General features: G+C 41.7%; 9 protein-coding genes and 1 pseudogene. 6 read left to right on the top strand and 4 right to left on the bottom strand.

Annotated elements, in window-relative coordinates; genetic code table 11:
• Window positions 1-11: 11 nt before the first annotated feature.
• Complete coding sequence (gene omp33-36 / locus FTU87_RS03585; RefSeq protein ID WP_257220456.1) at window positions 12-923, bottom strand: porin Omp33-36; 912 nt, start codon at window positions 921-923, stop codon at window positions 12-14.
• Window positions 924-2036: 1113 nt separating this feature from the next.
• On the opposite strand from omp33-36, the gene FTU87_RS03590 reads away from it, so the two are divergent.
• Both FTU87_RS03590 and FTU87_RS03595 read left to right on the top strand, forming a co-directional pair.
• The gene (locus FTU87_RS03590; RefSeq protein ID WP_180000999.1) at window positions 2037-3743 is read left to right on the top strand and encodes a diguanylate cyclase; all 1707 of its coding nucleotides are present in this window, start codon (window positions 2037-2039) and stop codon (window positions 3741-3743) included.
• Window positions 3744-3808: 65 nt separating this feature from the next.
• The gene (locus FTU87_RS03595; RefSeq protein WP_180096682.1) at window positions 3809-5557 is read left to right on the top strand and encodes a P-loop NTPase fold protein; all 1749 of its coding nucleotides are present in this window, start codon (window positions 3809-3811) and stop codon (window positions 5555-5557) included.
• A gap of 12 nt (window positions 5558-5569) precedes the next feature.
• Here FTU87_RS03595 and uvrA read toward each other — a convergent pair whose 3' ends face one another.
• The 3 genes from uvrA to tenA all read right to left on the bottom strand — a co-directional run bounded on the left by uvrA (window position 5570) and on the right by tenA (window position 9840).
• Entirely contained in the window at window positions 5570-8401 is a 2832-nt protein-coding gene (gene uvrA, locus FTU87_RS03600; RefSeq protein WP_180001843.1) for an excinuclease ABC subunit UvrA, read from the bottom strand.
• A gap of 181 nt (window positions 8402-8582) precedes the next feature.
• Window positions 8583-8951: a hypothetical protein gene (locus FTU87_RS03605; RefSeq protein WP_180001844.1), complete on the bottom strand. Its 369-nt coding sequence runs from the start codon at window positions 8949-8951 to the stop codon at window positions 8583-8585.
• 217 nt (window positions 8952-9168) lie between these two features.
• Window positions 9169-9840, bottom strand: coding sequence for a thiaminase II (gene tenA, locus FTU87_RS03610; RefSeq protein ID WP_180001845.1), 672 nt, complete (start codon window positions 9838-9840; stop codon window positions 9169-9171).
• Between the two features lie 222 nt (window positions 9841-10062).
• Here tenA and FTU87_RS03615 point away from each other — a divergent pair, with 222 nt between their 5' ends.
• The 4 genes and pseudogenes from FTU87_RS03615 to FTU87_RS15085 form a co-directional block, all read left to right on the top strand.
• The gene (locus FTU87_RS03615; protein WP_004647275.1) at window positions 10063-11151 is read left to right on the top strand and encodes a DUF475 domain-containing protein; all 1089 of its coding nucleotides are present in this window, start codon (window positions 10063-10065) and stop codon (window positions 11149-11151) included.
• Between the two features lie 153 nt (window positions 11152-11304).
• Entirely contained in the window at window positions 11305-12669 is a 1365-nt protein-coding gene (locus tag FTU87_RS03620) for an MFS transporter (protein ID WP_100534512.1), read from the top strand.
• A 51-nt stretch (window positions 12670-12720) separates the two neighbouring features.
• Complete coding sequence (gene ssb, locus FTU87_RS03625) at window positions 12721-13311, top strand: single-stranded DNA-binding protein (RefSeq protein ID WP_005095120.1); 591 nt, start codon at window positions 12721-12723, stop codon at window positions 13309-13311.
• 155 nt (window positions 13312-13466) lie between these two features.
• Window positions 13467-13616, top strand: a pseudogene (locus FTU87_RS15085) (site-specific integrase); the annotation flags it as partial.
• Window positions 13617-13619 lie beyond the last annotated feature (3 nt).

The following is a 13619-nucleotide window of genomic DNA, read 5'->3' on the forward strand; positions in this document are numbered from 1 at the left end:
CTAATTGAAAATTAGAAACGGAATTTAGCATTTACGCCAACAGTTTGTGTGTCACGTACTTGTGCATTTTGCGCAAGATTTGCTTCGTAGTTAGCATTTACATAAGTTGCGCCAACTGCAACAGCAGGAGTGATGAAGTAGTTTACGTTCGCACCCCAAGCTTTGTCTGGAGAACCAGCATAGCTAGATTCCATATAAGATGCGCCAACGCTTAACTGTGGGTTAAGGAAAAGCGTAGTACCTAGGTTGTAGGCAGTGTCTTCACCATAAACCAAGCCACTTTCAAAACCAATTGACATGTTAGTACCGTCAATCGCGCCTACATATTTAGTGCGGGCAGTGATTGCGTCTTGGTCTTCATCAATTGTTTCAGATTCTAAGCCAGCTTTAACAACACCATTAGAAAGAATGTTGAATGCATCATAAGAAGTTTGGTCAGCAACGCTGGTATAACCCACAGCCACCAAGAAGTTAGGAGCAACTAAAGCACCTAGTTCTAATGCATAGCGGTCGCCATTGCCGTCTGCTTTACCCGCTTTGTTATCCGCGATGGTATGGCTATAAGAAGCGCTTGCATAAACAGGCACAACTTTAGTTGGGATATAAGTTTCACCTTTCACGCCGTAAGTATGATTTACAGTACGTGAACGTCCAGCTTCTTCTTGACCATTTTCGCCATAGCTATACGCTAGAGCAACATTAGATGCTTGGTTTAGGAAAGCAGCTTCAGCTAAAGGACCTTTAGAAGCATCTACATCTTTAAAGTAATAAGTACCTTGAACAGCGCCAGTGAAGTCTTTGTCATTTGCAGTGTTATCGATGTACTCTGACTGACCTTGAACTTCGAATTGATATGCTTGAGCACCGGTCATCGCTAATAATACAGCAGTGGCTAAACCTAGTTTTTTCATGATATTTACCATTTTGTTACAAAAGATGTACAACATAGAACATATTGTATTGTAACAATTTATTAAGTCAATCCACTTCGAATTTAGTATTTTTTCGTCTTAAAATAATGTATTAGTTTTGTGTAATATTCATCTATTTAGCTTGAAATTGAATTTTATGTAAAATTTGTTTTATAACAAAAAGCTAGAGCTTAAAAATAGAACACTACGTCAAAGATTAAGAAGAAAATGTGTGGATATTATTATTCATTAATTAAATTGATTATTGATTTTTTATCGTAAAATTCAATTGATGTTTTAAGGATAAATTCATAAATATGTCAAAAAATATAAGATGAATTATATAATTCATCACGCTTTATTATAAATTGTACAAATTTAATGCAGAATTCCTCTAGAATTGTAATAGGTGTCTCTTTTTTGAACCAAAATGTGATGCTTTTTAATCTCGACTAGGCCAATCGGCTTTACATTGTTAATAGATTTTTACATAATATCAGTATCAGGTTAAAGTTCATGTTTCATTATGATTTAACGTGATTCTCCACAATTTTTTTATTGGCCCAGCTTTCCCCAAGGTTGGGCTTTTTTTTATCCGCATTTTTTATTTACTTTCTATTCATCTTCTAAGATAGAAACTGTTCTGTAGCAATGAACTTCAGCAATAAAAATAGTAAAAATAAAGCACTAAAATGGTGCATATTAATTCATTAATAGATGACCTAAAAATATAAGCACTAAAAAAAACCCCAGTTTTCATAGAAAACTGGGGTTTTTTCGCCAAAATTTGCGGGTAAACTAAAATATCTGCTGAGGAATAATTTAACTCGCCCTAATGCGGTGCATTATGCACCCAATTGTTGCATGTGTAAATAGTGCGGAAAGCAAGTTTTGATATTTTTTTTAATGCTTAAAAGTCCTGTATTTGTGTTGTATTTTTTGTAGGATAAAACCCATAAAACTTTAGCCTGAATTTAAAAAGTAGCGCTTTTAAAAATTAAAATCAAAAAAATATAGAAAAAACATTAACTAAGTTGAATTACCTACTTTAAGAGTATTTCATTTTATTTGTATAATAATCGCTCTATACAGCATTCTTTTGGCATTGGGGCGTAATAAAACAGCATGAACACCTTACGCTCAGGCTGGATCAGTAAACGTTTATACTGGGCTATGTCGATCATTATTTTAAGTTTGCTTTGTATCTGCATTCCCTTGATCGTCAGTAGTGGTCAAAATTATTTAAAATCGGTACAGACCTATCAACAGTTAGATGCACTACAACAGGTCGCTGATCTGGCCAATCGAATCTCCCGTGAGCGTGCTCCTGCCAATAAAGCCATGTCCAGTTCGGCAGAAGATTTTGCGCAGCATCAACAAGAATTAATAATTTACCGTCAGCAGGTGGATCAGCAGTTTTCCCAGACCGCTGAGGTATTGGCAGAATCCGGTTTCAACGATCTGAGTCAGCAACTTTTAAAGGTCAAAATCAGTCTTGACCATGGACGTGCCCAGGTCGATGCTTATACCCAGATGCCGCGTCAGCTGCGCAGTGCTCAGGAACTTGATCAGGCAATTCTGGCCATGTTTGCTGCATGGGACAGCTGTCGTGAAATTTTAAGAGGCGTGGTTATCGCTTCAGATAGCTCGTCGACTCATCTCTATCGTTATATTAGCCAGATTTTATTTTTATCCGATTTACGTGATCAGGCCGGTCGTGTGGCTTCGAGTATTATAGCGCATGTGACTTTTGCTACGCCTCTTCCCACGCAAAATATCACCCGTTCTTTACAGACTCAGCATCAGGTGCATTATCTTTGGGCATTGATTGAAACCATTCAACCGGCTGAAGACAAGACAGATGAATTTATCCGTTTACATCGCCGGGTAGAAACTGATTTTATTCAGCAAGGTCTGCCGATTGTTTCTGAACTGATCAATGATAGTGTGGAGAAACGTACCTATCATTTGACTGGAACCCAACTGACTGAAGCCATTGTCGATAAATTTTCGACCGTGGTTGACCTGCAAAGCTATCTGCTTCAGTACAGCAGAGAAGTGGCCATTCGGGAAATGACCACCAATATGAATCATTTGATCTGGACCGTATTGCTCTCTCTTATTTCCTTGCTTGCTGCCATTTCGACCATGATTTTTGCACGTAAGCAGGTTTTTTTGCCGCTCATTCAAGCTCGCCGAATACTTTTAAGTTTATCTAAACGTTCGGGCCGTCAGCCACCTGGTTTAAAAATACGCTCAGATAAGCATTCTGATTCTTTATTCGCTGCGATTCAGAAGTTACAGCAGATGTTACAAGAACGCGATGCTTTGGAATTCCGGTTAAAGAATATCGCGCATTCAGATGCCTTGACCGGATTATCAAACCGTTTTGCTTTGGAAGAATATATCCGTTTTCTGGAAAATCAGCCGGGTCAATTGAGCCAGACCTGTCTGATGATTATTGATATTGATCATTTTAAACAGGTGAATGATCAATATGGGCATATTATTGGCGATCAGGTGATTCAACTGGTGGCCGAGCGGTTAAAGGCCAATGTTCGGGCGACGGATTTGCTGGTGCGCTATGGCGGCGATGAATTTCTGGTATTGATTGAAAATATCCAGATGCAGCAGGCATTGATTGTGGCCGATAACATTCGGGCTGAAGTGGCTGAGCGTCATATTTTGACTGCAGCAGGAGACGAGATTCAGGTTTCGGTTAGTATCGGAGTCGCCATTGGTGCCGTGTCCTGGATGGCTTTATTGTCAAATGCTGATGATGCTTTGTTTAAGGCCAAAGCGAAGGGGCGCAATGTGGTGGCTGAGGTTTAAATTCTTAGCCCAGTACTTTTTAATTTAAATTTAAGCGAACTTATCACTCTTAGATGCTAATAAAGATGAAACCAGAACAAAGATTAGAGCAAATATTTAGAGAAAATGAAAACAAAGGTATGGCTGTGGCTATTACTGGATCTTGGGGAGTAGGTAAAACTTTTTTTTGGAAAAATTTTCTAAAAAACCAAACTCTTGAAGAGTATAAAAATGTTAGTAATTTCTATTACTATGCAAGTAAATTAAATTATATAAATGTATTTGAGAATAAAAAATATGCTTATGTCTCATTGTTCGGCATAGAAACTTTAGATGCTCTAAAGAATGAAATTGCCATAAAAATTGGTTGGAATCCACATTCTAGAAATATACATACTCATTACGGAATACCTCAACTTGTTAAAAGCTCATTAGCCCAATTCAAAGATATAAAACTTTCTCATTATGGAGTGAGTTCGAGTTCAAAGTTAATAGATTCCTTACTTTATTCAGAGGTAAAAAATTCAATTATTTGCTTTGATGATTTTGAAAGATTGTCTGAAAAAATTAAAATTCAAGATGTTATGGGTTTAGCAAATCAATTAAAGCTTGAAAGAAATTGCCAAGTAATTTTGATTTTAGATGAATCAAAAAGTGGAGATAATAAATATGCTGAATATAAAGAAAAATTGATTGATGAAACGATCAAGATTAACTCTGTTGAACCATTAATTCGTGAAAATACAAGAGATATAGATGAACCTTTAGTAAATTTAATGGTGAAATTTGCAGATAAATTAGAAATTCATAATTTTCGTTTTTTTCAAAAGGTCATAAAAATTTATAAAGAGTTTAGGGAGCAGTTCCCTGGAAAGATTGCTGATTCAACTAAACAAATAATTTTGATTAGGATTTTGCAAGGATATTTTTTAGAAAATTTTGGTAAGAAATATGAGTTGGACTGGGGTGATATTCGAATAGTAAGAGAAGAAGATCAAAGAGCGTGGTCTCAATCTAAAATTAAAATATATTCGATTTTAAAGGAGTTATCTTATGATTTTGTACGCACCGATACATGGCTAATTGAATTTAAAAAGAAGTTTGATCAAACAGGTGAACCAAATTTAGAGGTACTTATAGGTTTAATAAAATCTGATATGTACTCAGAAAAGAATAATATCATTAGAGAGCAATTAAATGAGTTAATGGAACAGTGGAGAAATTTAGAAGTAGATTCATTGTTTTGTCAGCATCTCTATGATGTAGCCCACCAACAAATCCCATTTGAGAACTTAGAAAATTTAGGTTTTTACTGTGATTTATTAAAAGAGTTTGGGGTAGAGCAATTAGCTATTCAACTCCAAGAGAGTATTAAGGAGTATCTATTTAATCAGTATGAAAGTAAAGGTTATCTTTTTGCGAATGAACATTTTAATTTTGGTTATAAGCCTGAAAATAGATTTCATAGTTACCTTAAATCTTTACAGGAGCAGAAGCCAAATCAAGGATTTCCTATCTTGATAGATGTTATTCATAATTATATTTTTAATAATGGATATAATGTTGATACAGATTCTTTTGTACTGAAAAATGCAACCAAAGCAGATTGGTATAACTTAATTTTTCATGAAATTCCAAAGGATGAAAGATTTAAAAAGTCTAATAAACTTCAAATTTTGCGAAAATTATTAGTCCAGCAAATTTCAGTTGAATTACAATCTCAAATAAATGCTTTGATTTTTGAAGTCTTAGAAGACGAAGCTCGAGCATCAAGCTTGGAGAAAAGAAAGAATATTGAGTATGTGATTAAACGTTTAAAAGAAGGGCTCTTATGAGCCCTTTCTATATCACTTCAACAACGCTTTCAAGAACTTACCCGTATGTGACGCTTTCACTTTCACGACTTCTTCAGGTGTACCTTCCGCGACAATCATACCGCCACCTGAGCCACCTTCAGGTCCCAAATCTACCACCCAGTCAGCAGTTTTAATCACATCCAGATTATGCTCAATCACCACAATGGTATTACCCTTATCACGTAGCTGATGCAGGATGTCCAGCAGCTTGGCAATATCATGGAAATGCAGACCCGTGGTCGGTTCATCCAGAATATACAGGGTTTGACCGGTATCGCGTTTGGCCAGTTCACGTGCCAGTTTGACACGCTGCGCTTCACCACCGGAAAGCGTGGTCGCAGACTGACCCAGACGGATATAACCCAAACCTACCTGATGCAATGTTTCCAGACGACGGTGAATGACGGGAATGGCATCGAAGAAATGCATGGCATCCTCAACGGTCATCTGCAACACATCGGAAATATTCTTGCCCTTATAGTTCACTTCCAGCGTTTCACGGTTATAACGTTTGCCATGACAGGCATCGCAAGGCACATACATATCCGGCAGGAAATGCATCGCCACCTTGATCATGCCGTCGCCTTCACAGGCTTCACAGCGACCACCTTTCACGTTAAACGAGAAACGACCCGCGGCATAACCACGTGCTTTGGCTTCCGGAGTTTGTGAAAACAGTTCACGAATCGGGGTAAATAAACCGGTATAAGTGGCCGGATTGGAACGTGGGGTTCGTCCAATCGGACTCTGGTCAATATCGACGACTTTGTCGAGGAACTGCAAGCCATCAATCGATTCAAACTTTTCCGATGTTAAAGTGGTTGCACCATTCAGTTGGGTCGCCGCCAAAGGTAACAATGTCCGGTTAATCAAGGTCGATTTACCCGAACCCGATACCCCGGTAACACAAGTCATAATGCCCAAAGGAATGGTCAGATCGACTTTTTTCAGGTTATGCCCAGATGCACCCATCAGCTTGATCTGTTCTTCAGGTTTAGGTGGCTGAATCCGTTTTTTCGGCACTTCAATTTTTAACTTGCCAGACAAATATTGTCCGGTCAGCGAGTCAGGATTGGCCAGAATTTCATCATAAGTCCCTTCAGCAATCACATGTCCACCATGTACACCTGCACCCGGGCCAATATCAATAATATGATCGGCGGCACGAATTGCATCTTCATCATGCTCGACCACCAAGACGGTATTGCCCAAGTCTCGCAGACGGATCAGGGTTTGCAGCAGACGGTCATTGTCACGCTGATGCAGACCAATTGAGGGTTCATCCAGCACATACATCACGCCCATCAGGCCGGCACCAATCTGGGAAGCCAGACGAATACGCTGTGCTTCACCGCCCGACAATGTTTCGGCAGAACGCGACAGGCTGAGATAATTCAGACCGACTGAGACCAGGAAGTGCAGACGTTCACGGATTTCCTTGAAAATCTTGTCGGCGATTTCTCCGCGTGCGCCTTCTAGGTTAATGTCCTGATAATAGCTTTCGGCATCACCAATCGACATGCGGGTAATGTCGGCAATGGTCTTGTCCAGAATTTTCACATTCCGCGAGATTTCATTCAGCCGTGAACCATCACAGGCATCACAGGCAGCATTGGACAGATACTGCGCCAGATCATCACGCACATAATTACTTTCAGTTTCACGGTAGCGGCGTTCCAGATGCGGCAAAATCCCTTCAAACGGAATCACCCGATTATGACGACGGCCACGCTCATCGATATAACTTAGATCAATTTTTTCTTTGCCGGTGCCGTACAGGAATTTTTTCTTGGTGTCGGCATCCAGTTCATTCCACGGCGTTTCTAAAGAAAAACCAAAATGCTCGGCGACTTTCTGGATCATGCCGTAATAATAAGGACGCTGACGGTCCCAGCCACGAATCGCACCCTGACTGACACTGACTTCAGGATTGGGAATCAGTTTATCGGCACTAAAATGACTGCGGGTGCCGAGACCATCACAGACCGGACAGGCACCAAAAGGGTTATTGAACGAGAATAAACGCGGTTCCAGTTCTGCGACAGCGCGGTCACATTCCGGGCAGGAATGCTTGGCTGAAAACACGCGATCGTTATGTTCGCCCTTCATCCAGGATAAAATCGCAATATCGCCACCGAGGCGCAGTGCAGTTTCAAAACTTTCTGCGATACGGTTGCCCAGATCATCACGGACTTTAAAGCGGTCGACCACGACTTCAATGGTATGTTTTTTCTTTTTGTCCAGTTCTGGTGGCGGATCAATTTCCATGATCTCGCCATCGACGCGGGCACGGACAAAACCTTGACTCTGTAACTGCTCAAATAAGGCGGTATATTCACCTTTACGCTCACGCACCACCGGGGCAAGCAGCATCAAGGCTGTGCCTTCTTCCAGCACTTTGACTGCATCGACCATTTCCGTGACGGTTTGTGCCACCATCGGCAGGTCATGTTCAGGACAGAAGGGTGTACCGACACGTGCATACAGCAGACGTAAGTAGTCATAAATTTCGGTAATGGTACCCACGGTAGAACGCGGGTTATGGCTGGTCGATTTCTGTTCAATCGCGATGGCTGGACTGAGACCTTCAATCGAATCGACTTCCGGTTTTTCCATTTGTGAAAGGAACTGGCGTGCATAGGCAGACAGCGATTCTACATATCTGCGTTGACCTTCGGCATATAAGGTATCAAAGGCAAGCGAGGACTTACCTGAACCAGACAGTCCCGTAATCACCACAAACTTGTCGCGTGGTATATCAAGGTTCACATTTTTCAGGTTATGGGTACGTGCGCCTCGAATACGGATGTGGCTTTGGCTCATGCAAGGATCCTAGAATATTCATCAAAAACCCTTATATGATACCGGATGAAAAATGTTCAAGTGCAAATAAAAGTATTTTAAACGTCAAGTTATGTCGGTGATTGGTCAATTCATCACAATACCGAGAAATATCACAGTAGATCGCTTCACTGTTCAGAATGACTAGACGTGAGGGAAGTTCTTAACAAGCTGCTGCATAGCGGCGTTCAAAGATAGATTCAATATCTTTAAAGTAGCGGTCACGTGGCACATCATGATGCAGACGTGCATAAAAATTCACTTCATTTTCCAGAATGTGCAGAAAGTCCTCATAGTCTTTTTGGAAAAAATCCAAGTCAAGCAAATCATTACGGCGTGCCTGATGACAGCGATACTTTTCAATAAATTTCAGTAGATGTTTCTGGATATGCGTGTTGGTATGGTAAATCAGATAAGTCGCTGCCGAACCACAATCTAGGCAGCCTTGTTCGAGATAGATTTCTTCATTGTTGAACCAGCAACATTGCAGGGTGAAAAATGCCCGAATCGCTTCGGTGCCTAAAGTGTCCATATTATCTGCCTCTTTCCGGGATTGATTTTATTAATTGATAATTATTCTCAATTATTGTGCGGCAATTTTGGGCTTATAGCTAGGTCTAGCATACCGGCCCGTTCTATCCTTGTTTTTTCAGACTAAGCCGTTTTTATGATCAGTTTATGACAGCAGAAATTTTTTAAACGGCTATAACCAAAAAGCCCTGTCTTAAACAGGGCTTTTTTTATTCGTCTTATTCATCCAGACCAGGCCACTGGCGTTGCTCAAAGGCACTGTCCCAGAACAACCATTCCAGACGGGCAGCATGGGTATAAGCTGCATGCATTTTTTCTAGTGTATCGGCATCAACACGCGCCGCAACACGGTCAACAGTCGCAATCACATTACGTACCGCAGTGTGGAACTCTTCTCCTGAATAGGTGTCCACCCAAGCCTGATACGGATTATTCGGCGCAGAGTTGTCGACAATATCTTTACCAACTTCAGCATAAATCCAGAAACAAGGCAGCAACGAGGCCAGTACTACTGGGTAGCTTTCTGACCAAGTGGTCGAAGTCAGGTAAGAAGTATAGTGATGACATGCCAGAGTCAGCGGGGTATTTTCAAACTGCTCTTTGCTAATGCCAAAATCCTGCATAAAGCCATCATGCAGGCTACGTTCCACCACAATCGCAATTTTGGCTGCCTCGGCAAACTGGATCACATCATCCGCTTCAAAAGCTTTGGCAGCACATACGGCCAGTGCACGGCCATAGGCCAGTAAATAATGCGCATCCTGAATCACATAATGACTAAAGGCTTCACGGCTTAAAGTACCTTGCGCCAGTTGCTGATTAAAGGGCAGGGCCAGGGTCTTCTGATAAAGTCCGAGATTGCGTTGCCATAGCTCTTGTGAAAAACTCATGCTGAAAATCCTTCGCAGTTCAAGTTAAACCATGCGGCACTATAGCAAAGATCGGGCTGTTTAAAAGATCGGCAAATTTTAAAAACAGAAAATAAGATAAAACAGCTCAGGAAGTGCTTTGGTTTATGCGCTAAAAGTTTCATAATTAGCTTAACTTTTCCTATTCGTATTGCTGCTCTCTCGCAGCCATACATTTATTTAATTTATCCAAGGTCGTTGTGTATGTTGAAACATTTTGGTTTCTCGATTGCATTTTCGATCGTGTGTCTTGGTTTGTCTGCGTATTGGGGTTATACCCATGGTCCTGACGCAGGCCTGCAAACCATGCTCACAGCGCTGACCATTACCGCTATTCTGGCGATTATGGAAGTGTCGTTGTCCTTTGATAACGCGGTTGTCAATGCCTCAGTCCTACGGGGTTGGGATCATTTCTGGAAAATGCTGTTCCTGACAGTCGGTATTCTGATTGCAGTCTTCGGAATGCGTTTGATCTTCCCGGTGGTCATTGTTGCAGTGACTGCAGACCTGGGCTTTATGGAAGTGGTACGTCTGGCCCTGAATGATCCGAAAGAATATTCAGCACGTTTAATGGCACATCATCCCGAAATTGCAGCTTTTGGTGGTGCTTTCCTGTTGATGGTATTCCTGAACTTCTTCCTGGATGAAGAAAAAGACACGCACTGGTTCAGACGGGTGGAACGCCGTCTGTCCAATCTGGCCAATGTACCAGCGATGTCGGTGTTTATCGCACTGGTGGCCTTGTTAATCATGGCAGCCAATGTCGATGAAGCCAAGCGTCTGGCAGTGACTATGGCGGGAATCTGGGGCATCGTAATTTATATTGGGGTGCAGGTCTTGAGCCATATGCTCGGTGGTGAACCGGAAGTCGATGAAGAAGGCAATGCGATTCGTCATGATGAAAATGGCGTACCGACGGGTGTAGTGAAAGCCGGTATTGGTGGTTTCCTCTATTTAGAAGTCCTGGATGCCTCTTTTAGTTTTGATGGCGTGATCGGTGCCTTTGCGATTACCTCAGACGTGGTCATCATCATGCTGGGTCTGGCCATTGGTGCGATCTTTGTCCGTTCAATGACGATTTATCTGGTTGAACAGGGCACATTGGATGCCTATATTTACTTGGAACATGGTGCGCATTATGCCATCGGTGCACTGGCTTTTATCATGATTGCCAGCGGAACCGGTCTGCATGTACCAGAAGTGGTGACCGGTCTGATCGGTGTAGCCTTTATTGTCTGGGCAGTATTCGCCTCGATTCAATACAAAAAACGTCAGGCAGCTTTAGACAAATAAAGCGCTGTTCCTGAATAAAAAGCGTAGCTCCGGCTGCGCTTTTTTATTTTTAGATTGGCATCATCTTTATTTCAAATAAAATTCATGTCTTATTAATGAGCTGAATGTCCTATAATCTGGGCTCCAGATTAATTAACCCAATCGCCATAATTTATGATGAATGCTTTAGAACGTCGTTCAACCTTTGCCCTGAGCAGTATTTTTGCACTGCGCATGCTGGGGTTGTTTATGATTATCCCGGTGTTTTCTGTGGCAGGGCAGGCATATCAATATGCAACGCCTGCACTGATCGGTTTGGCGGTCGGGGTCTATGGTTTGACTCAGGCCTTATTACAGATACCATTTAGCCTGATTGCAGACCGCTATAGCCGTAAGCCTTTGATTGTTTTAGGACTGCTGCTGTTTGCCTTGGGTGGTGCGATTGCAGCCATGTCTGACAGCATTTATGGCGTGATTATCGGTCGTGCCATTGCTGGTGGTGGCGCAGTATCCGCTGTCGTCATGGCCTTGCTGGCCGATGTCACGCGTGAAGAAAACCGCATGAAAGCCATGGCAATCATGGGCATGAGTATTGGTCTGTCTTTTGTGGTGGCATTTAGTCTCGGGCCTTGGCTGACAGGTCTGGTTGGCATTTCGGGATTGTTCTGGGTTACTACGGTGATGGGATTGGCTGCCATTGCCATGCTGTTTATGGTGCCTAAAGTCACGCGCCATCATAAAAACTTTCAACAGGGTTATCTGACCCAACTGAAACAGGTGCTCCAGATTGGCGATCTGAATCGTCTGCATGTATCTGTGTTTACCCTGCATTTATTGCTCACAGCCATGTTTATTTATGTGCCTTCGCAGCTGATCGAGTTTGCAGATCTGCCACTTTCTAGTCATGGTTTGGTCTATTTACCCCTGTTGGTGCTAAGTCTGTTCTTTGCTTTTCCGAGTATCATTCTGGCAGAAAAATACCACAAAATGCGCGCGATTTTTCTGGTGGCGATTAGCGGTATTATTCTGGGTTTAATGGTGATGGTCTTTGGTTTTGAATCCAAATATATCTTGCTCATTGGCCTGGGCCTGTTCTTTATTGCCTTTAACGTGATGGAGGCCTTATTGCCTTCCTGGCTGTCTAAAGCTGCACCGATCCAGTCTAAAGCGACGGCAATGGGCGTGAATGCCAGCAGCCAGTTTTTGGGTGCCTTCTTTGGTGGGATGATCGGTGGTCAATTGTTGCTGCTCAATAATACCTCGATGGGCTGGAGTATCCTGACCGGGATTGCGATTGTTTGGCTGCTGATGAGTTTCGGGCTAGCTCAGCCACGCTATCTTTCATCACTGGTGCTGCGTTTGCCGGAAAGCAGACAAACTGACGAATGGACTTCTCAGCTTTTGGCGATTCGTGGTATTGAAGAAGTCGTGGTGATGGCTGAACAGCAAGTTGCCTATATAAAAGTCGATAAACAGCAGATTGATGATGCTTCGCGACAACAATTAACGCACTTGTTAGGTAAAGAGGTAGCCATTTAAGCATAACTCTTATAAAGTAAAATACAGAAATATATAGGAAGTAAACAGCAAATGCGTGGTGTAAATAAAGTCATCTTAGTGGGTACTTTGGGTAAAGATCCGGAAACCAAAACTTTTGCAAATGGTGGTTCTCTCACTCAATTTTCGATCGCCACTAGCGATTCGTGGACAGATAAAAGTACCGGTGAACGTAAAGAACAAACGGAATGGCACCGTATCGTGTTGCATAACCGTTTAGGCGAAATTGCGCAGCAATATCTGCGTAAAGGTTCTAAAGTATATATTGAAGGTTCATTACGTACCCGTCAGTGGACTGATCAAAATGGTCAGGAGCGCTATACAACGGAAATCCGTGGTGATCAAATGCAGATGCTGGACTCGAATCGTTCACAAGGCGAGCAGGGCGACAACAGTTTTAACCAGCCACGTTTTAATAACAATAATCAGGCGAGTAACAACCAAAGTGGCGGTTATGGCAATAATCCGCAGTCGGGTTATGGTTCAGCGCCGCAGCAAGGCGGTTTCAACAACAATCAGGGTGGCGGTTATGGCAACAATAACCCGAGTGGTTTTGCACCGAAATCTGCACCTGCACCAACAGCAGCGCCTGCAGCTGATTTAGATGATGATCTTCCGTTTTGACACCTACTAGAGATCATATTTTGTAAAGTTTATAAAATTATTCTTTATTAGCAGTTAGTTACAAAAGAAATTTACAGATACTAGAAATGGTTCTGTAAATTTTTTTACTTATGATTTATGATATTTAATACTTAGATATTTTGTTAAATAAAACCATGATGTTTGTTAAAAGATTTGTAATGAGTGGTGGTGAGAGATTCGCTGTTCTTTTGAATAGTGATGGTGTTCCTATGACTTATCCAAATTTATATACGATCATTCATTTAAGAAATCGTGGTCAATCAATCAATACTATTACAGCTATTCGG

Source organism: Acinetobacter sp. YH12156, assembly GCF_013418235.1.
Classification (GTDB): domain Bacteria; phylum Pseudomonadota; class Gammaproteobacteria; order Pseudomonadales; family Moraxellaceae; genus Acinetobacter; species Acinetobacter pseudolwoffii.